Genomic DNA, 25,383 nt, shown 5'->3' with positions numbered 1-25,383 from the left:
ATTTTCAGACAAAAATAGCAGATTTCTTTATCATTGAATCTTCTTTTATTGATTTTCTAAATTCTTCTTCCAAATCAAAAAGAGATTTTCCAGATTGCCGACGATATGGACGGTTAGTTTTTGATTGTAGTTCTTTCAGCTGCTGCCAATAGGTTGGCAGATACCGATAGATATTAAATAACTCTTTGAGATTTTTGTTCCCACAGCACCAACAACTCACTCTATCCAATATATCGTACAACCGGATTCCGTTTTCCTCCCAGAAAAATCCCTTATTATAACAATATTGGAGAGCCTCGGCTTCGGATATTCCCCACTCGACAAGCGGAAGTATACGATTGGCTCGCGTCTCTTTCCCGAAACGATGGGTTTCATCGGCTGCAATACCAACATAATCCCAATTATGACCGATATGCTTCTTTAATGCTCTGAGTTTCTCTCCAGTTCCCCATCGGCATGGACCTCCACACCATGAATATCCATATTTATGAATAAGGCCTGTATCCCTGCTTCTTATTGGCTTCTCCAGCATTAGCCACAGAAAAGGTTTATCTGGATGTAGCTCTGTAAACTTGATTCCTCTTTCTTTAAAAAAAGGTATTAACCTGTCCCGGGTGGAATAGATAGCTTCAAAATCCATCCCCGTATTATAAAATACCACCTCATCCAATGGATAGCCTTTCTCAATCAGCATAAATAACATGCATAAGCTATCTTTTCCGAATGAAATGCTGGCACAGAAGCGTTTTGAAGCTATCACAACTGAAAGATTTATTCACATTGCTTCAATTCCAACTCTATTGATTTTATCACCTCCTCGGGTATATTCGTGTTATAGATTGTTTGATTATTTGACAACGCTTCTTTTATAACTTCTGCCAAAAGCTTTTTACCCTCATCATTTTGCAGCATTTCTGTAATCGGGATCTTCTTTTTTGTACCTGAAAAATACCAATATCGCAGCATGGGATTAGTCTTATCCGAGCCCAAAACAACACATCTATTTTGGTATTTCTTTAGAACTTTATTTTCAAACAGGTAATCATTCATCAGCTGTCCGATCAGAAGTTCTAAATCCATTTCTAACTTAAAATGTTGATCTATAACAGGAGGCAATGATTTAGCGTATTCTTCTATTTGACGCAGCTCTTCTTCACACCCTTTATAGGGTGATATCCTGGTCATTCCTCCATGTCCGCCATCAGAACAGGATGCTATTTTTTTACCGTCTGCAAATAAATCCGCAGAAAAACAATGGCTATCTTCCGATAACCTCTCATTGTAGCTTACATTTCTTAATTCAATTTTCATAATACTCTTTTTATAGTTAATACTAAATGATTTCAATCGAAAACTTTCTTCTATAAAAGCCTTCAAATGCTTTTACCAGAGGCTTGCAATCCAATCTATATTCTATCGAATCATCTTTTACAATATGTGATATAATCTTTTCGACCGTCCACTCTTTATTTATGAAATAAGACCATATCCAATAGCGTTTAATCGGATTCTTTATCTTCATCTCATGCCATTCTAAATCTGTAGCCGGACGTTTATATATTATTGTATACCAGTGTGACTCTGCCATCCTTGCTCTCTCCTGCCAGGGCATTGTATCAATTATTACTGCAATTTCATTTTTCTTAATCCATTTATGTTTTTTTCGAATCCCATACATCACTATCGGACGATCCCAGTCAGGATGACTACAACGATATTCGATTGTTTTTTTGGCTTTCAGTAGAATTTCAGGAAGATTCATCTTCTCCAAAAATTCCTCCAGTAGCCTCTCTTTGCTCTTGTAGTAATAATTATTACTGTGGGATGTTGTCATAATGCCCCTCGATGAAAAACTGCCAATATCTTTTGAAATATTGACAGTATTGAATTTAATTTCTTAATTGCCCTGTTATTCAAAGCAATATATATTCGTAACAATAAATCTCTCACGGCTTTTTCCGCAAAGCTTTTTCAAAGCATTGACATTCTCACAGAAAGGGAAATAATTTTTATGGCCGTTTTCATCTGCTGAAATTTTTATCAAAACTTCTTCTGTTCCGTTTCTAGGACTACAATAGGTTATTTCACAACGTGCAGCATAAGGTTCTTTTTTTGATAGTTTTTTGTAGGCATAATATTCTTTGTCTATCCGCTCCCTTATTTTATCACAATCTGTAAGGATTGCAGAGTCATCACAACACATACAATAACCATAGTTGAAACTATCATCCGAAAAATGATCGAATGCTTTTTCTGTCTCCCTCTCGTTCGGGTTAATCCATGCTTCACACAAGACCTGCATGCTTCCACATTTGGTACATATTACTTTCATAGTCATTACCTTTTAATTATTAGAAACTGTTTCTTTCATTATTATCCAATTATTGACATTATCAACCAAAAGGTTATCGTTAATATCTTTCATAAAATTGGGAAGGGTATATTTAATAATTTCATCATCTACCCATAGCTTTTCCAGTTCCTCAAATGAAAGGTTCATTGATTCTTCAAAGGAAAAATTACTGACAGGTAAGATGAAAATGAATATATTGTTTGATATCATAAAGTCTTTTTTTAATTACAATTCATCGAAAAACTCTATTTGATGCTGTGGTGAATCATAACACCAAACATTATCACTCATCTCATCATTTTCAAGTGACCACAACCATGTTTTCATGTCTTCAAAGCCGTTGAAATACATATAAATTTTATCATCTTCTCCCTCTTTTATATCTAAAGAAAGCTTAAGCGTTTCTCTCCATGGCTGATTATCATAACTCTTATTCTCTAAGCATACAGAAACGTAAAGAGGGGGGCGACCATATTGTTTTACAAAGTCATTATACCGGCTCTCGATTTCTAAACGAAGTTTCGGCAATTCAAAATACTCCTCCGACACACGGTCTACCGCTTCCCAAAGCGAATCGATAGTAATTATCTCTGTCACTTTTCCGGCAAACTCACGCATCTGCTCCGTAGTCAGAGTATGTGGACTAAAACCCTGATTGCGGATATCATCTTTACCGATTGTCTGAACACTATATAATCCTGTCAGTGTTTCATAATAGTCTGCTATTTCTCTTAATGCGACAATAAGAATTTCATCCGGCTCATTTACATGATATAATGCTTTTGCCAATTTTTCGGCAATATCTTTTCTCTCCTCTCTTATCGGATCAGAGGACTCCAATTTATATTGTTTCATAATTCTTTTTTGTTTTTTCTTGTTATTCCACTTAGATAGGTAAGATCTCCAGTGTGCTGATTAATTCGTCAAAGTCTTCCGATTCGCCTATTATCTCAGCCAAAGAGAAAATTACATAGACGTTTACACCATAATCATCGGCTAATGATTGCAGATAGTCATTGCGGTCTTCAAAACCGTTTTGCCGGTATATTGTTTGTTTCACCATAATAATCTATTGGGAATATTCTGTTATAAACGTGCAAATACATTCACCGTCTACAGGATTGGATATCTCAACTAATGAGAGCAAGTGTTCTTCATTAATTATCTCACATACACTTTCTATATCCTGGTGGCTATATCCATCTCCGCCGTCAGAATAAAAAAGCGAGATAAATAATCCCGCTTGCCACTGAGGTACCCTCAACTTCTTAGTTTTGACTTTTCTTTTTTTCATTTCATCCTATAAATTTAGAATCACTCATAATGAAAGAATTAAGTGTGAATTTGCCATCCCCTCGTCGAATCGAACGTAACTGCATGGGATTGGTCGGGGGTGCCATGATAGAGTACACCTCCGTTCATTACACGGTTATTGTTCCGGTCGTACATCTCAAAGTAGAATGAGAATGGGGCGAAATCTTTACATAGAAATATTTCACAATCTTGGTTTGTTTCCCACTGTTTAAGGCGTTCAATACAATCATGTAATGTTTTATCTCCTGTCTTTGCAGCATGTTCTAACGCTTCTCTATATCTTTCTTCGCATTTGATTATCATAGTTCCAATTTTTATTCGATGATTGACATTTCACTATATCTACTAGGGGTTGACATTTATTTTCTTCAATAGTCTCCAAAAGAGATGTATACAAGCCATTTTTGTATTTTCATAAAATATAGCTGTAAAATCGTCTTCATATCCGAAACGTTTGAATGTAATTTCTAAATAGAAGTTATCTCCATAAGAATTCTTATCACAATCGATTTGCGAAATATCAATAACTTCCCCATCATCTGCTAATGTTTTTAAATCTATATTTACAATATCCTTTTTAGTTATATATATTCCATTTTCAAGATTACATACAGGGTCGCTTGTCTGATATTTTTCTAATTCTTTCTTACTCATCTTTCGAACATATTTTGTCGAATCATATGTGAACCAACCGTATCCCGAAGCATGACGGTTATTATTCTCACTTCTTTGGTTGATACGTTCCAGCGATACATCATCAGGATACAAACCGACTACAACATATTCTATATCCGGATTATTTCCGAATGTGAATACCATTCCTAACTCTATTTCTTCTTTTTTCATTTGAAATCCCTCATTTTAAATATTAATCTCACATAATCACCCACAGTCCCTTTTATCGGTTGGAAATAATCAGACATTTTGAGGGCTGTTTTCATGTTAAATACTGTTTTCATTTCACTCATTAGTAATTTTTGAACTTCCGGACTTATTTCTCGTTGAATCTCAATGCGTATACCATCAGAATTAATTTCCGGCTGGGCGTATCTTTCCAATCGTTTCAGAGCATTATAAACTCTCTGGGACGATACGCCGTCTGTATAACTAATTAAAATACAGGTATAATTACCTTCTTTCTTCGTTTCAGTTCGAAATGAAGTTTGGGGAAAATAAACATTCAGGATACTGTTTGCTTCACCCAATTCCCTGCTTACAGTGCTTTTTCTTGTCGTTATTTCCATTTCTTTTAGATTAATTAATTACTAAGGACACCAACATAGTATCCCGTTATTTACAGGCTACACACGTGTAGTGTCCTGTGGATGCAAGGTTTTAAGAAGAAATACAACCCGATGTGACAACGATGGGTGGAGATTTCTTCTTAAATGTCCGTCAGGCGTACCTTGCAATCACGAAAAGACACTACATATCTTTGCCGGGGAAATAACCGGATATTAAACAACTTCAATGATTTCTTCTTCGATTTTACTGCTAATTGTTTCAGAATTACCTATTTCCCCCAAATCATTTTTTATTTTTCGTTCCAAAGCGGCTAATTGAATTTTCATATCCTTCAACTGAGATTCTTTGCGCCATGGAGTATCTATGATCTCTTGCATTTTTGCAATATCTACTTCTTTCTCCCTGTTATCAGTCTCGTATTTTTCTATCAGCCGCGGTATACGTCCAAGTGCCCGAATAAAGTTGGATGCAGCCAATCCGGGAGTATCGGCCAAATGTCCGCTGTTGTAAGAGTATTTACATGCCCCCTCAATAAAGAAGCGGTTGAATGAATAATTATCCAACTTTTCAGTCTTGACCAATATTTCGAAATGGAGCAATGAACCGATAGTCTCGTAATATCCATGCGTATTTTTATATTTGTTTATTTCAATAAGTCGTTCTCCAATTGCTTGCAAATCATCATTATAATTGAAGTTATTCAATCTGATCGGATTAGGACGGATACCTTCATCATTCATAGGTAACTTCTCTTCAATAATCCGCCAGTCTTCCTTAATCCCAACCAAACGCTCTTTATCTCTGTTTAGCTCTCTCGTAATGTAATTCAACCTTGAAGCTGTCATATCAAGTTGCTTATTATAGCTCCGATGCTCACTTTCCAATGCCATTACCTTTCTTTCTAACTTAGCTTTTTCCAGTAAATCATTATTTCCTGACAGGATAGCAACAAATTCGGAATAGTTCATATTTCCATCCGAATCCATTGCTCCTTCATCAATGATACGTGTACCCAATGAGTTGGTCTTAAGCTGTGTAATAAATGTTTGCTTATTCTGTAAAAGATTAAACATATAGGTATCCAGACTGCCTTCTGCCGCATACATAAAGTTATCGACCACATTATTCGCATATAAACGAGCTATTTCATTACCTTTCCGCGCTCCTCGACCTCCTCGCTGATCCAGGTCTTTGGGTGTCCATGGCATGCTTATATTATGTATGGCAACACATTTGTGAGGAGCATCGACTCCTGTACCTAAACTCTCCGTATGACCTATCAACACCCGTATCTTACCGATGCGAAAATCTGCAATCATTTTCTCCCGCTGTCTTGTAGTGACTGCTTCCTGAATAAAACGGATTTCATTGGCCGGCAGGTGGTATTCTTCTACCAGTATCTTCTTGAGTTCACTGTACACATTCCATTTATCAGGTTTATATGTGCCGATATCCGAGAATACGAATTGGGTTCCCTTATACTCGTCATACTTATAATAGTATTCAGTGATTTTTTTCGCGGCTTCCGGTATTTTACTACCTCTATAGTCTTTATATTTTTCAGGATCGATAAGCCGCATATCAATGGCAGCCTTACGTGCCAGATCGGTAACGACAAGCATTTTTCCGGAACGGGCCTTGGAATAATCCATTCCCGGTCGTCCGATTAATTCTCCGTCACCTGTCTTGGCAAACTCAATCAGATCCTGCTGAAATAGGGCTTGCTCGGGTGTTTGCTTTACGGCATGGAGAATAATATTATTCTTTGGGCGGACAATATTCACATCTTCTGCCCTGCGGTAATCGGTGATTTCATTATAAAACTTGGCAAGTTCAGGTACATTCTTAAAAAAGCGGAAACGTTCTTTGGATTTGATTTCTCCGGTTACCGTAAATTCATAATCGGAGGTCTTCTTAGCATATACAGCTGCCCAGGCATCGAAAGTACGGATACCTTGCGCCTCCATCGCTCTTGGACGCAGGTATTTGAATATCAGGTAAAGTTCTACAAGTGAATTACTGATGGTGGTTCCACTTAAGAACGTTGTACATAAATCTCGGTCAAACTTATCCTGTATTGTCCGAATGGCATAGAGCAGATTTAACGCACGTTGGCTGCCTTTAGGGTCACCCAATCCGGCTACATTCCTATAGCGGGTATCAAAACGAAGATTCTTAAAGACATGGCTCTCATCGATAAAGATATGGTCTATACCCATTGTCTTAAAATCGACTACTTCATCACGACGTGCCTCCATCTTTTCAAATAGCAGGCTCAAGGCTGCTTTCAGATTTTCTTGCCTTTTTTGCAGACCTTTCAACATAGCCGTAGATGCATTTTTTCCGGAAAGTCTTTCGGCGACCTTCAGATTCTCTTCTACGGAATCCAATTCTTTTTGCAGAATTTGAAATTGCATATCCAACGATTGCGGGATCTTAAAGAACTGGTCGTGTGTCATAATGATGACATCCCAATTATTGTTCTTGATTTTGGTAAATAACTGTTTCCGGTTTTTCTTCTCAAAATCTTTTTCCGACGGATATAGAATCCTGTCATTGGGATAAACGGTTGCATAGGTCTTGGCTATCTCAAAAATGTTTCCTTTCTTACCGATTATAAGCGGCTTATCAACCATTTTTAAACGTTTCATCTCATGGGCAGCCATACAGATAGTCAGCGTTTTACCGCTTCCCACCTCGTGATCTACGATTCCTCCCATATTCGATTTGAGCATCCAGACTGTATCATATTGGCTGTCATATGGTTTGGGTATTTTCAATGACTCCAACTGCAAACCGGGAAATGTCTGAAACTTTCCATCGTATTTAGGAATAACACGGGAGTTAAACTTACGGTTATATAGCGCAGCTAATTCTTCCTTTTTATTAACCGGTAAGTCGAGTAACCAATCGACAAAGCAAGCACGTATTTCATCGATCTTGGTATTAGCCTGCTGGATGGCTTCGGTATCGGCGACACGTATCTCCTTACCATTAATATCGGACTGGCCTGTTCCTTTAGTTATTTTGGGAATTGTATTCAACAAGGCATGTGACAGTAATTTCAGGCCGTCCAATTTATCGCTGTCTACCGGTGTGACTGCATATTTTTCGGTAACTTCAATGGTATCCCGGTTATCGGAGATAATATTGAAATTATCCAGATCGACGAAATAGTTTATTTGTATTTTCGTGGCCAACAATCCGGAGCAGAAATCATTATAATATTTTTCAGGTATCCACCGCTCCCCGAAGTTAAAATCCAAATCGGCAAAAGGGATAGCTTCGGGAATAGCGTCTTTCAATACCTGTAATGACTCCCTGCTTTCTTCTATATCCGGTGCATCGGGATTTTCATTGATATATTCATCTATTGCTTCGGACTTCACTAATACATTTCCCGATATTAAATGAGTGGATAGCTCATATCGGAATAGAAGAGGATTGTAATACAAGACACCTTTCAGTTCACTTAATAACTCTTCCTGCGTTTTTTCCGAAACAGATATCATATGTTGAAAATGCGGATAACCATACAGGTTTAACGAAGATGCTAATGCTTCGTCTGCCCTTAGAGCTTTTATTTCATTATCCCGTCGAAACGATACGGGTTCTGTAAAAATATCCGCGAGTTTCTTATGTCCGTTCTCAAAAGACTCAAGAGCCAGGACGTCCAGCCCCAGTGCATCAAGAGTGATCAGCCGGTAATTCTCCTTACTATTCAGATTACCCCGCTTGCTTACAAATTCTTCATATTGTGTGTTTAATACCTTGCGTAGATGGGGACTTTCATATTTTTGTTCATATTCGTAATTAAACAGTTTGTAATAAGCATCACGAAGAAGGATATAATCCTTTATACGTAAAGACTGTTCATGAGTGACCTCAATGGGATTGAACATATTGGTCTTTATTTCTTCCCCTTTCCTGATCTCGGTTTGAATACTAAGGATTCCGGTTTGTCCCTTATATTGAATCAAGGTTCCTTTGTCATAAAATTCCTCCATCATTCCTTTATAGATACAAGGATTTTTACTTGTCCGGATCGTTTTCAGGGGATCTTCCATAGTAGTTATCGAGATGTCGGATTCTTCTACACACAGATCGACAGATCTGTTTTTTTGTTTTACTTTGATTTGACTTCGGTCTTCTTCCGAAATACCGAAAAGGTCATAGAGGTTTATCTCAACAGCATTATCTGTATCATCGTCCTCTGCTTCTTCCATTTCTTCCACCGGAACTGATGCATGTAAATTATTATTATAAAGATCTGTATCAATAAAAGCAAGGCAATCATTCTGTAGTTTAAAAAATAAATCTTCGGCAAGATTCTCGATACTGTCTTCGTAATAAAAGTTGAATCCGGGTTTTCCATATCCGTCTGTATCGACTATAAGCTTTGTATGTACAACACGGCTGAAACCTTTGTAGTAATTATTTATCGTACAGCCGTTACTTAATGTGCGTGTATCGAGGAAAGCAATTTCTCTGTTACCGAGCTTAGTCTTTGCTGTATTTTTTTGCAGGATTATCAAATCGCTTCCGACTTCTGTATCGATAAACAAGTTATTGGGCAGGCGGATGGCTGATATCAAATTATAACGATTCATCAGCCACTCACGGATAGGTTTATTTTCCTGCGAGTTCATTACCCCCTGTGAAGTAATGAATGCAATAATACCGCCTTCACGAACGCTATCTGTAGCTTTAAGAAAGAAATAGTTATGTATCTTATTACATGACTTTTGCTTTGTCTCATCCCTACTAAACAGGGGATCATAGACTTTGTAATTACCGAAAGGGATATTGGATGCCACTATGTCGAAGTAATTATTAAAATGCGGCTTTATTGTTTCATAACCCTCGGAATAGATACAAGCATATGGATTCAGATATGTCGCGATTCTTGCTGTTATCAAATCCTTTTCAAAGCATATATACTCTTTGGCGTATTCCTCGAAAGCCCTGGAAAAAACCCCGGTTCCACAACACGGGTCGAGAAACCGGCTGACTTGCAGCCCGCATATATCAAATACTTTAGCTATTACCTTTGTTATTTCCGGCGGTGTATAGAATGCCGATAGGATTGAACTCTTCAAGCTGCTCACATTGTTTTTATATTCCTCTTCATCAGTGGAATATCTATGGATTTGACGGTATAGTTCTACTGTATCATCGAACAGATACTGCTCGCTTTTCGTCCACGTTTGCTTATCTTCCGGCTTTTCGCAAGGTTTCAATATACAATTCAAGCCCCCGAAACCTGAATATTTTTCCAAAGTGGAGAGCTGTTCTTCGGTAGGCTCTAACTTTGTTGCCCGTAACTCACATAATACTTTTATTGCAAGTATATTATCCTGCAAATGTTTCTTTTTGTTATATCCCATAGCATAGTCCTTTTATTTCATAGGCATACCAAACGGGCGTTACCGGATTTCACAAGGTTTTTTCGGAAAATACAACCCGATGTGAAGGCGAGGGTGGAGATTTTTCGGAAAATGAAGCTTGACCTTGTGATAATCGTTGTAAACGCCTGTAGCTTTGCCGGGTGAAATAAAAGAAGGAGATACACCTCATTTTGTATATCTCCTTTAATTACAAGTTTTAATTAACTATTATTTCTTATTAGCTTTTTCCTTGGGAATAAATTTAAATGTAGGTTTCCCCGTTTCATCAATAAATATCGAAGCATCGAATGAATTACCTTTTTTACTCTTGAACCCTTTGATAACGGGAGATTCTCCGTTTTTAAATAACTCGGTCAGCTGCTTTTCATTAAGAACTTTACCGCAGATCTTACGACTCATCGTGAAACGGCATTTCGAATTATTACATTTAATTGACTGTGAATAGAAGCTGATTTTACCCAGTTTACATTTCGGGCAAATATAAGGCGTCTCAAAGTCAGCTTTGTTGATACTTAATACCTCCAGTATTTCTTTTGTTGTTTGTTCGGTAAATACCAAGATACCACTGATAAAGGAATGATAGAATTCCGGATCTTTCTCTATTTTAGCCATCGCAGACTCCCATGCACCGGTCATCTCTACATCAGCTATATTCAGGGTGCGAAGGGATTTGTATAAATCCAATCCTCTTTTTGTCGGAATAATCGTTTTCTTCAGTCGGAGAATATATTCCCGACTGAAGAGGGTTTCAATGATAGCGGCCCTTGTAGCAGGTGTACCGATACCGCATTCTTTCATCGCCTTGCGTTTTTCTTCATCTTCAATTTCCTTGCCGGCAGTCTCCATAGCTGACAGAAGGCTTGCTTCGGTATAAAGAGGCTTAGGTTTGGTACTCTTTTGTAAAAGGTTATAACTATCGACATTAAAATACTCCCCTTCCTGTAAAAGAGGTAACAGATGACTATCCTCATCCATATCTTCATTCAGGACTCCACGCCAGCCCATTTGCTTAACTTGAGAGCCTTTCAATCCAAATTCGAGCTCGTCACAAATAAAACTATACTCAGTCACATCTTTCTTACAAGCTTTAGAAAAAGCTTCGAGCATACGCCCTGTGATAAGGGAATAAACCTTCTCCTCGTCTTCTTTCAGTTTATCCGGAATATTCCCGGTGATCAACAGCGCATGGTGGTCGGTTATTTTCTTGTCGTTAACTGATTGTCGGTTCAACTTTGATTTCGATAATTGCCCTACAACGGATGCATAAAGAGGATTTGCTATCAGACCGGCCATTAAAGAAGGGATTTGCAAGAAAACATCTTCCGGAATATAACGACTGCCTGTACGAGGGTAAGATATAAGTTTACCTTCATATAGCTTCTGAGCTATATTTAGTGTCTTTTCCGCCGAAAAGCCGAATTTAACATTCGCTTCTTTTTGTAAAGAAGTCAGGTCATGAAGCAAAGGCGGGTTCTGTACCACTTCTTTAGTTTCAACCTTGGATAGTTTGGTTGTGGGACATTGAGTTAGTCGTTTATAAACAGTATTGGCTTCTTGTTCATTCTCATATTTTTGAGTTCCCGTTAAGGCATACATCTTATCCCCGATAGTTATTTTGATTTCAGGTTGAAAATATGGCTGGCTGATAAAAGTTTTGTGTTCCATGTAACGATTACAGATCATCGCCAAAGTAGGCGTCTGTACGCGCCCCAATGAGTTATTCCACTCTCCTGTCATTTTGCAAAGAGCACGGCTGGCATTAATTCCGATCAACCAGTCAGAAATGCTTCTTGCTTTAGCCGCCAGATATAGACTGTCGAATGCAGAACCATCAACAAGGTTGTTAAAGCCATCTTTAATTGCCGAATCGGTAAGGGAACTGATCCATAGTCGTTGAAAAGGTTTTTTGCATTTGAGGTATTCATAAATAAAACGAAATATAAGCTCCCCTTCACGACCTGCATCTGTCGCGACAATAATAGATTTGCATTGACTAAAAACCTTGTCTATTACTTTAAGTTGTTTTACAGCGCCGCTATCGGTTTGCACTCCTTTGGCACTGCGCCTGGGAGTAAGGACAAATTCTTTAGGGATTATGGGAAGGTTATTTATTTCGAACCGGTTGATTCCGTAATCTTCCGGATAAGCGAGGCCGACTAAATGCCCATAAGCCCAGGTTATCATATATCCGTTTCCTTCCAGATAACCGTCTTTTTTGTTCGTTACTCCCAATACACGGGCGATATCACGTCCTACACTGGGTTTCTCTGTTAATATAGCGATCATATAGTTATTGTTTTGTGAGTTAATTGATGGGCTTCCAATTTAAACTATTGGAAGCCCTGATTGATTATTCATATTCTTCTAAGGAGTCATCAGCTTTGAGGCCAATAATATCGACAATAGGTTTACCATCGACTTCCAAAATTCTTAAAGTTGCATCCATTTCAACAAAAATGCCATATAGCATCAAATGTAAATGAACGGGACCCGCTTGTTTGCCGTGAAGCAATTCTTCCAGAATACCGGTTGTCTCCATTTCTTCCCTATCGATACCGATAACAGAAAGTTCATTCCAATTTAAATCCTCCGGATTATAGATTCGTCCTTTTTGATTAACATTCATCTAAATGGGTATTATAGGGTTATTGTACGGAACGACTTTTTTGTTTCTTGTTATTGGCAGCCGTTTGGGATTGATTTTGCGAATGAACCATTGTTTGGGCATTTTTCTTTTCCGGATTCTCGTTGTAATAATTCAGACGCCCGGTATTTTTATTCATCTGCACAAATGTTGGAACGGGCTTACCATCATAGCCGGTAGCTTTTTTGATCTCAACTACCTTACCATCCTGGATCTCGGCACGTTGTTTTGCCGAAATTTTCACGTTGCGGATCGTATCCGGTATCTGCATCTTGACCTCATCAGAGAATCCATCCTGATGCTGGCTGCGTTGCACAACGCCTGTACCGGGTTGAAGACGAACAAATGAACTGAATTCTTCTCCTTTCTGGGTAAGCTGGTTTTCAACAAAGATTATTTTGCCCTCTGCCAACTCTTTCCGGTCTTCAGGAGTTAATTCGACCTGCCCGACATATTTAGGGATGATTATCTCACGGTTTTCTTCGGGAGAATCGGGATTATAACTGTAATATTGTAATCTACCGCTATCGTCACCTTTAACAAAGGAATCCCGCAGCTCTCCATTTTGCTTCATATTCTCAACCAGAATAGCTTTACCAGCTATAAGGTCCTGTTTCTGCTGCGGACTTAAATCCACACCTCCAATCTTTTGAATACGGTCGAGTCCCTGGTCAAAGCGATAAACGATACGACGCTCCACCGCATCGACTCTAAGGTAAGCATCAAACTCACGTCCTCCTTTCGATATCATGCCCTCCAGGTGGATTTCTTTACCATTTTTAAGTTGGTCTTTTTCCCAATCGTTTAGCTTGACTCCACTCATTTCATTGGGAATAGAGACACTTGATGCTCGGATTGCAGAAATTTCATTGGTTATCGGGTCAATACTCACAAAAGAAGGGATAAGATTATTGGTTTTGGCGTCCCGTAAATCTACGAGTTTATCCAAATGACCTGTGGTTTTTAAAATTTCTTTTTCTTCTACCGAAAAGATATGCCCATAGAAAGGATTGTCCAATGGGGGCTCCTGTTTTATACCGTGAATATTCAATTTTACCGACCCGTCATCGTTATTACGCAACGAAAGTTTAGCTTCTGCGGTAATAGATGCTGTATCGCCAATCCTAATATTTACCGGAATAGCTTTGGATGTTTTATTACCCCTAAGAAGCTGGTCGAGCATTCCTGTTCTTTCAAGGTAATCCTTATGAATACCCATCTTACTTAATTCTGCCCAGTTGATCAGAGAGGGTTGGAAGCGATATTGCCTATCCGTATTGTTTTCAGGGATTTCCTGATTCGAGGTTTGTTGATTTTGTTTCGCCATTTTATTGGAGTTTTTTTGATTTTGTTGTGCAGATCGAAGAGTAGTAGGGTCAATCTTATGCTCGTCTGCCAGAGCCTTCAATTCCGGATTAGTATTTCCAAATAGCCTGCGTAAAGCTTCTAGGCCTTTATGCAACACATTTTTTGGGAAAGCGAAGAATTCAAAACGTGTCGGGTCCTTCGCCTGACTATAAAAATTCTTGATTGCGGTAATCAAGACATCCCATGCATCGCTATTGATACCGATGTGTAAAAATTCATTCTGATGTGCTTTAGTCGCATCCTGTGTCCTGATTGTACCATCATCTTCAATATCAGTGACAGCCTCGACAGTTTGTTCTTGGTTGTCTTTAACCAATACAACTGATTCTTCCCGTGAAACTAATTCCGGAGAATCCGTTTCATCTCTGGTGCGTTGATTTTGTTTTGCCATAACCACGTTACTTTTTATGTTATAAAAGGTTTACGGCTCAAAAATAAGCACCAAATCAACATAACAGACTGATTTTTAAATAATTGGATATATAAGTCCGGGATTGACGTTATAAGTCGCGTTTTTCTTATGAAAAAAGCTAATCAAATATTTTTGCACATCAATTTTTACCGTCAATTAACAATGACAATAAGAGGTTGGAATACAAAGTATCATAATCCGAATTCCTGATTACGATCTGAAGTTATACTCTCTACATCTGTTACCTTCGGGCTAAATGCATTGTGCTCTCAGCATTCTTATTTTGCATTATAACATTTATTTGTTAATTTTACAAAACAAAACTATTTGAAAGTAAAACTTTAAACAAACAGAGCATGAAGCTTAAACAATTAATGTTCATCGGGTTATTCTACTTTGCGACAAATATGGCTTTCTCTCAGTACCGCATTTCGCGCATTGAAGAACAACGGAACGATAAACTCTACACTACTAGTTTTCAATACGCAGGCGATCAGCTTATTTCTTATGTCGAAGAATCGCCCGAGACTAAATCAACTCATGCCAGAAGAGACGTCTATAATCTGAAATATGATAAAAATAAAGTAACTATTCTGGAGAATAATAAAAAGAAATCTGAACTAAAGTTTGAAAAAGATGGTACACTCAAAGAAACAGAGTACATCAAACTGATTTATAAGAAAGGTGAACTAAAAGAATTTGAAGAAAAAGATAAGGTCAACAAATATTCTTATCGCTATAAAATGCTAAACAATGAGTTGGGGCACTTATCCGTAATAACAGGCTCAAAGACTTCCAGCTTATACGACTCTTACCTGATTTATAACAACGAAGAAGGTCAGTGCATCCGCTTTCTAAACATAACTTCCTCTGCTTTCACTGACCCGACACACACACATCGCGAAGACGCTATCGTGGAATGGGAGAATGGACGAATCACTCGTATATCCGGTCTCTATAGAAATCATAGTTCGGAAATTGCACTTCATGAATTCTTCTATGATAAACACGGTCTGCTGTGTGAAGAAAAAGTATACTCGCAACGCCAAGATGGCACAAACGAGTTGGAACGGCATATCAAAATAACCTACGAACCGGGCATGGGCAATGCCGATAAAGTATATATGCCATGTTCAAATTGGTTGATCAATGTCCTTCTCGGACAGCAGACTTTCTGCTACTTAATTCCCTCATTCTATTAATATTCACCATTGAAACTTTTCAGATAAATGAAATACATATATATCCTGTTAATGTTCTCTTTTCTGTGTACTCCATTAACCACAGTTGCACAATTTATCTCCTATAAAGATATTGAACCGACTATTTCTGTCTATAAATTCCCACTCATCCCATTAGGCGACGATTACAAGACATGTGATGTCAGAATCGACATGGATGGGTTGTCAAAAGAAGATATGGAAGATATGAAAAAGGGATTAAAAATCAGGGGATTTGAGTTCCCGAAAAAAGGCGAGCAGCCCGATTTAACAGTATACGCAAAAGTAACACCCGTCTATTTTTCGAATATCAATATTATGTCCATTGAAAAGAAAAATTTCAAAGGGGATAGTTATACTGCTTACAATACATTTGCTAATGTGAAATATGAGTATTATCTGCTAATCATCGATAAGCGAAATAACGACAAAGTACTGTTGGAGCGTAAAGAAACAATAAACGACGATTGGGTGCGAAACGAAGAAGGGGAAACATGGATGAAGTTCTTTACCCACCCGGCAGCAACGCTTCAAGGCGCATTACTTCCTTTATATTTACCCCGCCTCAAAGGGATTATCATAAATGAAGCTGATACTAAATTTGCTACAACGAGCTACCATGACGGGGCACGTTTGTATCTCATGAATGATATGGATTACTACCAAAGTTACTTTCATCAGTTTGAAACAGAAACCTTAGCAGGAACATTCAAGATGGAATGGTTGGCAGATAAAGATCCTCGCTATCAGAAAGCCCGCCTCCGGTACGAAAAATATTGTGAAGACCTTATTGAGTGGTATAAAAAACATAAACCGGAGTACGTGTCTAATGTCTCTTCACATTGCTATTATAACTTAGCATCCATTGCCAATCTCGAAGACGATCTGGAGAAAGTAAAACATTATCTGAGTTTGATTACTTATACTCCCCTAAAACCTGAAGCAGACGCTTTATTGGAAGAGGCTATCGACAACGACAAGCGACTGAAAGCCAATAACAAAACAAGTCGAATTTACAAATGGAACTTTACTCCGAAATAATAATTATGCGTATTTTCGATCTTTAATTAGAAGTTGAAAAAGTAAATGTAGGGGAATTATTTCACAAGGGTATCGCATTAGTATTCATCAAAGCAAGGTTCTTATATAAGCCTGCTTTGTTTGTTGAACCATTTTTTAAGAGCTGCCAGAGAAGATCGCATCCGTCCTGTGCCAGAGAGGAATTAATAAATAAGTCCTGGCTGTTCAGCGCTTCGGCCACGGAGCATGATGGTCCGGAATCTTTTTCATCTATTTTTTTTACATCATATCGTTCAATAAATGTCGGTAACGAGTCTATTATATCCCATTCTTTCGATTTAGGATGTTTGATTTTTTGTACTGTTCCCAGTATGACCTGCCCTGTTTCCCTTCCGTTACCGAAATCCATCCAATAGTAAGCTGTTTTATAAGGATATGCTGTCTGATTGTATTTGGACTGCTGTTTTAATATCTTCGCTATTTCTTTTCTGGATTTAAGGTTATCGACGCATGAAATAGTAATATTACAGCTTCGCGCATTCTCCTCATTAAATTTTTCGGCAATGGCATCCCATGCCGTACCCCAGAATGCATTCATGCGTGAAACCATCACAAAAGCTTTGTTTAATCCTAAATCAGCTTTACAAAATAATTGCCTGCCGATATTGGCAGGTGTAACAATATCCGGGTCGTATACTGTTATATATAAACCGGGTTTATTCAATGCTTTCAGACAATGATCTATCCGCCCTAACGCTGATAGAACTTGTGTTCCTGTCCCTCCGCAACCAATCAGGTTAACTGTAATCGGATGGGTGGGACTTAAAAAGTAAGGTGGTGCAATATGTATTTTCATTTTAAAAGATATTCTAATGTTAAACCTATAGGCAGCAATTCTTCATAGTCAAATGCTTCCTCTGATTTTTTTGTTACGGTTACCAGATTATTTTTAGTAGGATTGCGACTACCTCCTAAATGGGAAAATTCTGTCAGCCAAAACTTCTTCTCCCAATAATCAATTATATCCTGATAGGATGGATTATCGGGATAATCTATTTTAGCACTTCCAAGACAAACCGCCCCATCAGTGGTGTTAAAAAAGGGAGCCTTGAATAATTCCGTCTCCGGTTCTTTTCCTTTAAATGCATAGAGATTCAGGCTATTTCCTTTGGCAACATAAATAATACCCGGTACATGGTAATAAGCGTTCGGGATATTCAAACCTTTGGAAAAATACATCATTCTTTTTTGAGGCGGGTTATACCAAATATACTTATCATGACCAAGCCTGTTATCGGCATATAGCATATTTGAAGGAATAGCTCCGTGAGGACTAATCGTGTGATTCTGTGTGAAATTGGCGGCAATGGCCGAAATACATTCCATAGACAAAGGAACGCCGGCCTTCAACCTTCCTTGGGCGTCAATATCGTGCGATTCCAGATAATATTCATTATCTATATCGCTTTCATAAAGGATTACTGCCAGTTGAGGAACATATTTCTGATCGGCTTTCTCTAAAATATCATGTGTCATCATCGTAATACGTTTATAAATCTGACTAACCAATCCAAATAGGACTTCAAAAACTCATTTTCACGAAATATACGTTTGGATTGAGGGGAGAGAATAAAATGTTCGGAACTCAGATAGTTATACCATTGTTCTCCGGCTTCATTATTTGTCCATTCTATCATATTCTCCGTAAACCAATCGTCCGTATCATAGACTATTTGTATCAGGCGGTTCATCTCCACCGGATAATATTCTGCATAAAACTCTTCATCTGTATAAGGTTCTGCTTCAAAGCTCAATATCTTTCCTTTGGAGAATAGACCCAATCCCTCTGCCATTAATTCCAATAGTCTCTTATACTTACGGGAATTTGTCTTATAGTCGGCAATTCTATTTTTCAATTCTTTTAATGTATACTTGGACTTTTCTTTAATCAAATCCAGTCGTTTCTTTTTCCGGCCTTTGAAGTAACACCGCAGTTCTTTTATCCAATCCCTGTCACATGCACCGGGTGCCTCAAAGTCATGTCTCCAATAGCCGAGTATCGGATTATTTTCCAGCGGCTCCAGATTTTGACAGGATTGGAAAATCGAAAAAAAAGAAATTATGATATCTCTTAACTCCCCTTTTACCTTATCGATTACCTTACAGGGTATAAAATAAATCAGGCAACTTGCCTGATCATCCGAAATCATAAATTTTAGTTTCCCATCTTTCTTTATTATATCCAGTTGCTGGCGTTCTTTCAGTAGGTTATCCCGAACCGTTTCAAAGAGCCTTGAATAATTTACCTCTTGGCAATCAACGGGTAACTCTTTTCCCGATAGTTTAGCATACCTTTTCGCCGATCTGAGAAGATAATCATAGCTTTCTTCTGAATAATGCGTACCTCCTATCTCGTGTATGGCAATAGGCCTAAAAACCGAAGTCAGAAAACCATTACCTGGCTCTCTGACTTCTTGCAGACTCTTTCTACTTTGCTGACTCCCCGGTCGATGTTCTTGCCATTCTTCTCCCTCAACAGGATATTTCCAAGTTCCTGATGAAACTCCTCTATTTGCCGTTTGCTTTTTTTTCTCATTCATTATCCCTTCGTTCCTATTACCGATTTAAACGTAAAAACAAAACTCTCCCCATCAAATACTTTCTCCATAGTTGCCGTTGTTAGCTGTGGATAAGTAACGGAATAGAATTGTTGCACCTGTTCTTCTGTCATGGCTGGATTTGGGTCTGGTAACTCCAAACCTGTTTCCTGAATTTTAAATTTTCGTCCTATTTGTTTTACTTCCATAATTTTAATTTTTAAGAATGAATACAGAATAACAACTATTGGACAGGAACGGCTTCCTGTTGTTTTTGAAATTGCATGAATGCTTGAAATTGTGCCCACTCATTTGCATTGACATTCTGAGGCGAAGTTGCCGTTGTTTGAGGTTTTATTTCTTCCTTAACATTGCTGTCTTCCTTTTTCTGTCCATTTTTAATAAAGAGTTCGAATTCATCCTCTTCCTCTTTTGCAGGTTCTATTGGAACAGTATTAGATCGAGAGAACTGTTGCGGTTGCTTGTCTGCTTGCACAGGGGATATTACTGATGTTTCTTCAATATTCTCACCTTCATCTTCTGTCGCATCCAAATGATCCGAGAACATACTTGTCTGCGACAGTTTACTGCTTAATTCGTTAATCTTAGCCTTTATTTTCTCGTTGTTCTTATCTACAGCCAATCCTTTCCTGTACAGAGCCAAAGCATCCGGTATTTGATTATTTTTTTCCAGACGCTCTGCATCTTTGATAAATTTGTCAGCTTTGGAAGCTTTCTCTTTCTCAGGTTTAGATTCTGCTTCGGCTTTCTTGGCAGATCTTTCAAATGCAGCCAGATTACTCAATAATCCGCTAACCTGTTTTATTGGACTGGTAATTTCGGTTAGGTAACGAGCATCCAATTCTTGTGGTGTCCCCGTTAGAATCAATGGTTGAATCTTGCCTTTTGCATCATCTTGTACTCCTTTAGCAACAGGCATAGTAGCGACAGTCAAGCGGTCACCAACTTTCATAATAGACAGCTGTAAGCTCTGTCCATCAGCAACTAATTGAAAAATTTCCGTAAACATAATTTCTTAATTTAAAGTTATTAAACACTAATATGTCCCTTTAGGGGCAATATTCATTGACTAATTTTTACGGCAATAAAGGGCGTGATTATAACAGGCAAGTTTTGGTGGGAAAATACAACCCGTAGGGTGGAGATTTTCTCTCCAAAGAGTTATCTCGGAACTTGTCTGTTAAAGAATCCACGCAATACCTTTGCCGACAAAAGTTAGTCAATGTTATGTTGCTTTCTCTTTTCCTCTTCTATCGATTTAAAGCCAATAATAAAGGAGAAGTATGATAGGATATAAATTAATTGATTAATGTAAGATAACTATATGCAGAGGAAGAGCGGAGCAGCTTTTGTCCCCTTCCCCTAAAAAGCTATCGGTAACGACTACATTCCCGCCCTCTTATTTATATGCGTCGGAAGTGGCCTCGCATGCTATGTCCCTTTTGCTATGTAATGCAGTGACGGGAATGACAAATTTTTAGCAAAAAATACAACCCGAAGCTTGAGACGAGGGTGGAGATTTTTTGATAAACCCGCCAAGGGCAAGGGCCTGAATTTGTCCGGCACCGACACAAATATAAATTTGCAAAAGGGATAATAGCGCAGGGGACTTCCGGATTTTAATTGAGAAGTAGCTGATTCAATCCTACCACGACCAAATTATGTTAAAAATTTATTATATTCGTGTTTGATTTCGGACAGACCAAATTACAGTTAATCAGATGATAAATATTGCTTAACTATTGTATGTTTTTATAACAGAAACCTTTACTCTAAACATGCTGACAGAAAAAGAAGCAAAAACAGACCTATCCCGTAAATGGATCGATTATTATGCAGCCAGTCTGACAGATGGCGATGTATATGATATACAACCCAAAGAATATTCAAACGGCTGTATTGTCAACGATATAAATGTACTTACAACTGATTATCTGCAAGTCATTTACAAAGATTTTTATGAAAAGACTCAAAAGAAAAAAGAAAAAGCTGATAATACTGACGAAAATTTATATCCGGATATAGACATTTTTCTATCTCCTTTTCTAATGTCCAAAGAAATAGAAAGAGGCAAAAGTACTAACAAGAATGATTTTTTTCCATTTTGGATACCTGCAAAATTGACTGAAAAAGGGGTATTATTGGCACCGGGTGAAAATGCAGTACCCTGGTTTTTAAGGAAAATTTTAGAACCAAATGCCGTCAACTATCTTGACATGCCCTGTATTGCACATATTACAGATGTTTTAAATCAAATAAATACATTTAATTTCAATACAGATACATGGGAAACTTATTTTGCAGATTGTGAAGCCTTATTTGAAAAAATAACAGGGTATACGTTTAAAAAATTTAAAATTGGTAATGCCGTTATTGTTCAACAGGTATGTCTGATTCCGGCAAAAACTAAAATAAAAGCAAATTCTATTCAGGAAGTATATACATACTTAAAATCGACAAAACGCATTCCGGGGTTATTACATCTGATACTAAATGGTCAGGATGTTGACCAAAACGATTTGCCGCCGGAAGATGTCCTGTTTACGACCAAGGGGCATTATGGGCAGTATAATAATAAATTCTCGTTAAGCTATTCGCAACGACAATCCTTATTGGCATTTGTCAAAGATAAAACCGAATGCAAGTCCAGTGTATCAGCGGTAAATGGACCTCCGGGAACAGGAAAAACAACATTGCTTCAAAGCATTATAGCCAATGAAGTCGTAAATGCCGTTTTAGTTGGAAAGGACGCTCCTTTGATTGCTGCCACATCAGCCAACAATCAAGCAATAACCAATATTCTTGACTCGTTTGGGAATACGAAAAATTTACACCGATGGTTACCGGGTATTTCGTCTTTAGGGACTTATCTTGTTCCGGCCTCAGAAGACAAACAGGAGGCAGCATCTAAAAAAGGCTATCAAACTCTAACATCCGGAATTAAAGGTTTAGAAGGATATTATTTCAACAGTTTGGAGAATTTGGATGTTCCGATAGAGGATCTCGAAAGGTTTTATGTCGATAATTTTAAAAAAGCAAATAAAATCACACTTCCTTACAGCGTTTCGGAAGTAGTAGATACACTAAGATGCGAAATAAAGGATCTAACGGAAGAGATAGACTACATTTTAAATACTGCTGACTTTGTAAAAAAAGCTGAAATCAAATATCTCCCCTTATCACAAATGGAGAACCTTCAAAACGAAATCTCGGAATTGAAGCAAGAATTGGACGAAAGGACAGCTAAGGAAAAAGAATTCTTCGTATTCAAAAAAGAGTTCGATACTTTTTTCAGGGAAAACAGGTTATCGATAATCAAAAAGCTTTTCTCATCAAAAAAGCAAGCATATGCAAATAAAGTTAAGTTATTTTTGTCAACTGCCCGATATTCAGAACTGAAAGAATTATCAACACAAGAAGAGGCTGAGATTATATTATTAAAAATAATTGAAAAAATACATAATAGTATTGATACTATAAAGAAACCGCTACAAGAGAAAAAAAATATTTACCAAAAACTATCAGAGATAAAAATAGAGTATGATAAAATAAACGAACTGACCGATAGTCTATGGACCGATTTTTTAAAAACGATAAAATCTGCAGAAGATCTTGACAGATATAAATCCGGTATAAGATCGGTAAGCTATATCGAAAAAATCAATATAATACTGGACTTAACATTGCGATACAGCTGTTTTATATCTGCGTTGCATTACTGGGAAGGAAGATGGTTGATTTTACGACAAGAATCGGATTTAAAGAATGGCAGAGGAAAGGATAGCCGCAAAGATGTCTTCAGAAGAATTAGCTATCTGACTCCTTTATTCGTATCGACTCTTCATACATTGCCTACCTTTTGTTCATATAGAAAAAAAGAAGATGAATGGTTGAATAAGCCAATCCTCGAAATGTTCGATATTCTTATTGTTGACGAGGCCGGGCAGGTTACTCCTGAAATAGGAATTGCATCTATGGGATTTGCCAAAAGAGCCGTAATCGTAGGAGACATACACCAAATCGAACCTATTTGGAATATCGACTATCCCAGAGTCGATAAAGGAAATTTAATTGAAGCCGGCTTACTGAGAAATCAGACTTTTGAAGAATTAAGTGATCGGGGGATGCTATGTACTTGTGGCAGTTTGATGCATTTATCTCGAAACTCGTCACGATACAGAGTAAATCGTGATATGGGTGGAACAATTCTTACGGAGCATCGTAGATGTGTCGATAAATTGGTAGCCTTCAGCAATGAATATGTATATAAAGGGTTGTTAAAACCATTGACCGGAGACATAGAATATAATATTTTCAAAGATGGCAATGAAAAACTCCTTGTACGTCCTTTAAGTTATATTAATGTCAGAGGTCATTCAATGACCGGATCCGGAAGTACTTACAATATTGAGGAGGCTGAAGCCATTGCCAAATGGATAAATAAATACGAAAAATATATTCTGAATTTTTATCGAGAGAAGGAGAAAAAGAAAGAATTGTCGCTGAAAGATTGTATTGCCATCGTCACCCCTTTTTCCGAACAAAAACGCGAAATATACAGGGCATTCCGTCGGTATAATATTGATCCCGATATTACGGTAGGAACAGTTCATGCCTTACAGGGAGCCGAAATACCAATCGTAATATTCTCACCGGCCTATGGAATTAACCATGAAGGAAAGCCTTTGTTTTTTGATAATGGTTATAATATGTTGAATGTGGCCCTAACCAGAGCAAAAGAGCATTTTATAGTTATCGGTAATATGAAATTATTTAACCCTTTGGCAGTTAATAAACCATCCGGAGGCTTGGGTAAATATTTGTTTGAACAGGAGGCCAACGAACTTCCATCTGCATATTTGCTGGAAGATGTCAACACAGAATCGAGTCAACGGGTTGATACATTAGAGAAACATCAGAAATGCTTGGTGCGTGCTTTCGAAAAAGCAAACAGAAGAATTGTTATCGTATCGCCTTTCATATCTGCCCACGCATTAATGGCCGATGATTTATTAACCCAAATAAAGAAATGCGTATCAAGAAATGTTGAAGTCATTATTTATACAGACAATAATCTGGACAAGGTTAACGGTAAATTGAAGGATAGCAGCAAGAAAGGCAGACAATTATTGTTAGAAGCCGGTGCTATTCTTAAAATACTAAATGGCATTCACAATAAAGCACTTGCCATTGATGAGGACATTTTAATAGAAGGTTCTTTTAATTGGCTATCGGCTGTCAGAGATAAGAATAATCCACACTTCAGGTTAGAAGTATCTCAAATTATATTGAAAGAAGAGGCAAAACAACAAATAGTACAGCTACTTAAAGAGTTGGACAGAAATTCTCAATAAATTCAATTTTTGTCGTTTCTACAGAAATATTAAAAATGACTCCTATTTTTTACTGCATGAATTAATTCCGAATTCAAGAATGTTCATCAGAATTTCAAAAGTAATATCCCTATAGTGAACCAGGGCTCTTGCTTCATCACCCGATATATTTTTATACCTTTTCAGATAATCGATAAAAGGTACTCCGGCAAAAGAGAGGTCTATCAATAACTCCGTATCTAAATATCCTTTCTCCTGCACCTGATTTAATATCGTTTCAACATCAACTTCCATTTCAATACGCGATAAATCATCGTCTTCGCTCAATAAAACTGAAAGCTTTTTTGATAAATCTTCTATAATCATTTATCCTTATTTTATAATTGCCAGCCAAATTAATAATTATAGATAAACAACCAAAATTAGCATACATAAAAATAACATAACA

At 37.6% G+C, this 25,383-nt stretch carries 23 protein-coding genes; 3 read left to right on the top strand and 20 right to left on the bottom strand.

Features of this window, described 5'->3' with window-relative positions:
• Window positions 1-4 precede the first annotated feature (4 nt).
• The 14 genes from D0T66_RS13695 to D0T66_RS13630 form a co-directional block, all read right to left on the bottom strand.
• Window positions 5-760, bottom strand: coding sequence for a phosphoadenosine phosphosulfate reductase family protein (locus D0T66_RS13695; protein WP_370520812.1), 756 nt, complete (start codon window positions 758-760; stop codon window positions 5-7).
• 11 nt (window positions 761-771) lie between these two features.
• On the bottom strand, window positions 772-1,311 hold the full coding sequence (locus D0T66_RS13690; protein WP_163357873.1) for a hypothetical protein: 540 nt from the start codon (window positions 1,309-1,311) through the stop codon (window positions 772-774).
• A gap of 22 nt (window positions 1,312-1,333) precedes the next feature.
• Window positions 1,334-1,834 carry a hypothetical protein gene (locus tag D0T66_RS13685; RefSeq protein WP_163357872.1) on the bottom strand — a complete coding sequence of 167 codons (501 nt, stop codon included), beginning with the start codon at window positions 1,832-1,834 and terminating at the stop codon, window positions 1,334-1,336.
• A 75-nt stretch (window positions 1,835-1,909) separates the two neighbouring features.
• A complete protein-coding gene (locus D0T66_RS13680) occupies window positions 1,910-2,332 on the bottom strand; it encodes a hypothetical protein (protein ID WP_163357871.1) in 423 nt (140 codons plus the stop codon).
• A 12-nt stretch (window positions 2,333-2,344) separates the two neighbouring features.
• Complete coding sequence (locus tag D0T66_RS13675) at window positions 2,345-2,563, bottom strand: hypothetical protein (RefSeq protein WP_163357870.1); 219 nt, start codon at window positions 2,561-2,563, stop codon at window positions 2,345-2,347.
• A gap of 15 nt (window positions 2,564-2,578) precedes the next feature.
• Window positions 2,579-3,208 carry a hypothetical protein gene (locus D0T66_RS13670; RefSeq protein WP_163357869.1) on the bottom strand — a complete coding sequence of 210 codons (630 nt, stop codon included), beginning with the start codon at window positions 3,206-3,208 and terminating at the stop codon, window positions 2,579-2,581.
• Window positions 3,209-3,239: 31 nt separating this feature from the next.
• Window positions 3,240-3,416, bottom strand: a complete 177-nt coding sequence (locus D0T66_RS13665) for an RNA polymerase (RefSeq protein WP_163357868.1) — start codon at window positions 3,414-3,416, stop codon at window positions 3,240-3,242.
• 269 nt (window positions 3,417-3,685) lie between these two features.
• Window positions 3,686-3,970 (bottom strand): DUF4120 family protein, encoded by a 285-nt coding sequence (locus tag D0T66_RS13660; RefSeq protein ID WP_163357867.1) that lies wholly within the window; start codon window positions 3,968-3,970, stop codon window positions 3,686-3,688.
• 42 nt (window positions 3,971-4,012) lie between these two features.
• A complete protein-coding gene (locus tag D0T66_RS13655) occupies window positions 4,013-4,513 on the bottom strand; it encodes a hypothetical protein (RefSeq protein WP_163357866.1) in 501 nt (166 codons plus the stop codon).
• On the bottom strand, window positions 4,510-4,911 hold the full coding sequence (locus D0T66_RS13650) for a hypothetical protein (RefSeq protein WP_163357865.1): 402 nt from the start codon (window positions 4,909-4,911) through the stop codon (window positions 4,510-4,512). The genes D0T66_RS13655 and D0T66_RS13650 overlap by 4 nt, the downstream gene beginning before the upstream one ends.
• Window positions 4,912-5,124: 213 nt before the next feature.
• The gene (locus D0T66_RS13645) at window positions 5,125-10,299 is read right to left on the bottom strand and encodes an N-6 DNA methylase (RefSeq protein ID WP_163357864.1); all 5,175 of its coding nucleotides are present in this window, start codon (window positions 10,297-10,299) and stop codon (window positions 5,125-5,127) included.
• 228 nt (window positions 10,300-10,527) lie between these two features.
• On the bottom strand, window positions 10,528-12,606 hold the full coding sequence (locus D0T66_RS13640) for a type IA DNA topoisomerase (RefSeq protein ID WP_163357863.1): 2,079 nt from the start codon (window positions 12,604-12,606) through the stop codon (window positions 10,528-10,530).
• A gap of 64 nt (window positions 12,607-12,670) precedes the next feature.
• Window positions 12,671-12,946, bottom strand: a complete 276-nt coding sequence (locus D0T66_RS13635; RefSeq protein WP_163357862.1) for a DUF4099 domain-containing protein — start codon at window positions 12,944-12,946, stop codon at window positions 12,671-12,673.
• Between the two features lie 19 nt (window positions 12,947-12,965).
• A complete protein-coding gene (locus D0T66_RS13630) occupies window positions 12,966-14,723 on the bottom strand; it encodes a DUF3945 domain-containing protein (protein ID WP_163357861.1) in 1,758 nt (585 codons plus the stop codon).
• Window positions 14,724-15,100: 377 nt separating this feature from the next.
• Here D0T66_RS13630 and D0T66_RS13625 point away from each other — a divergent pair, with 377 nt between their 5' ends.
• The gene (locus tag D0T66_RS13625) at window positions 15,101-15,946 is read left to right on the top strand and encodes a hypothetical protein (protein ID WP_163357860.1); all 846 of its coding nucleotides are present in this window, start codon (window positions 15,101-15,103) and stop codon (window positions 15,944-15,946) included.
• Between the two features lie 27 nt (window positions 15,947-15,973).
• A complete protein-coding gene (locus D0T66_RS13620; RefSeq protein WP_163357859.1) occupies window positions 15,974-17,005 on the top strand; it encodes a hypothetical protein in 1,032 nt (343 codons plus the stop codon).
• Between the two features lie 61 nt (window positions 17,006-17,066).
• On the opposite strand, the gene D0T66_RS13615 is transcribed toward D0T66_RS13620, so the two are convergent.
• Genes D0T66_RS13615 through D0T66_RS13595 form a run of 5 tightly spaced genes read right to left on the bottom strand, consistent with a single transcriptional unit; the run spans window position 17,067 to window position 20,611 of the window.
• Entirely contained in the window at window positions 17,067-17,840 is a 774-nt protein-coding gene (locus D0T66_RS13615) for a PRTRC system ThiF family protein (protein WP_163357858.1), read from the bottom strand.
• A complete protein-coding gene (locus D0T66_RS13610) occupies window positions 17,837-18,523 on the bottom strand; it encodes a PRTRC system protein B (RefSeq protein WP_163357857.1) in 687 nt (228 codons plus the stop codon). Before D0T66_RS13610 ends, D0T66_RS13615 begins: the two co-directional genes overlap by 4 nt.
• Entirely contained in the window at window positions 18,520-19,584 is a 1,065-nt protein-coding gene (locus D0T66_RS13605; protein WP_163357856.1) for a hypothetical protein, read from the bottom strand. Before D0T66_RS13605 ends, D0T66_RS13610 begins: the two co-directional genes overlap by 4 nt.
• Window positions 19,584-19,790: a PRTRC system protein C gene (locus D0T66_RS13600; protein WP_163357855.1), complete on the bottom strand. Its 207-nt coding sequence runs from the start codon at window positions 19,788-19,790 to the stop codon at window positions 19,584-19,586. Before D0T66_RS13600 ends, D0T66_RS13605 begins: the two co-directional genes overlap by 1 nt.
• Before the next feature lie 35 nt (window positions 19,791-19,825).
• On the bottom strand, window positions 19,826-20,611 hold the full coding sequence (locus D0T66_RS13595; RefSeq protein ID WP_163357854.1) for a PRTRC system protein E: 786 nt from the start codon (window positions 20,609-20,611) through the stop codon (window positions 19,826-19,828).
• A 769-nt stretch (window positions 20,612-21,380) separates the two neighbouring features.
• On the opposite strand from D0T66_RS13595, the gene D0T66_RS13590 reads away from it, so the two are divergent.
• Window positions 21,381-24,956 carry an AAA domain-containing protein gene (locus D0T66_RS13590; protein WP_163357853.1) on the top strand — a complete coding sequence of 1,192 codons (3,576 nt, stop codon included), beginning with the start codon at window positions 21,381-21,383 and terminating at the stop codon, window positions 24,954-24,956.
• 42 nt (window positions 24,957-24,998) lie between these two features.
• Here D0T66_RS13590 and D0T66_RS13585 read toward each other — a convergent pair whose 3' ends face one another.
• The gene (locus D0T66_RS13585) at window positions 24,999-25,301 is read right to left on the bottom strand and encodes a hypothetical protein (RefSeq protein ID WP_163357852.1); all 303 of its coding nucleotides are present in this window, start codon (window positions 25,299-25,301) and stop codon (window positions 24,999-25,001) included.
• Window positions 25,302-25,383 lie beyond the last annotated feature (82 nt).

Source organism: Dysgonomonas sp. 25, from assembly GCF_010501075.1.
In the GTDB taxonomy this organism is placed as follows: domain Bacteria; phylum Bacteroidota; class Bacteroidia; order Bacteroidales; family Dysgonomonadaceae; genus Dysgonomonas.
This window is presented reverse-complemented; position numbering and strand designations above follow the sequence as displayed.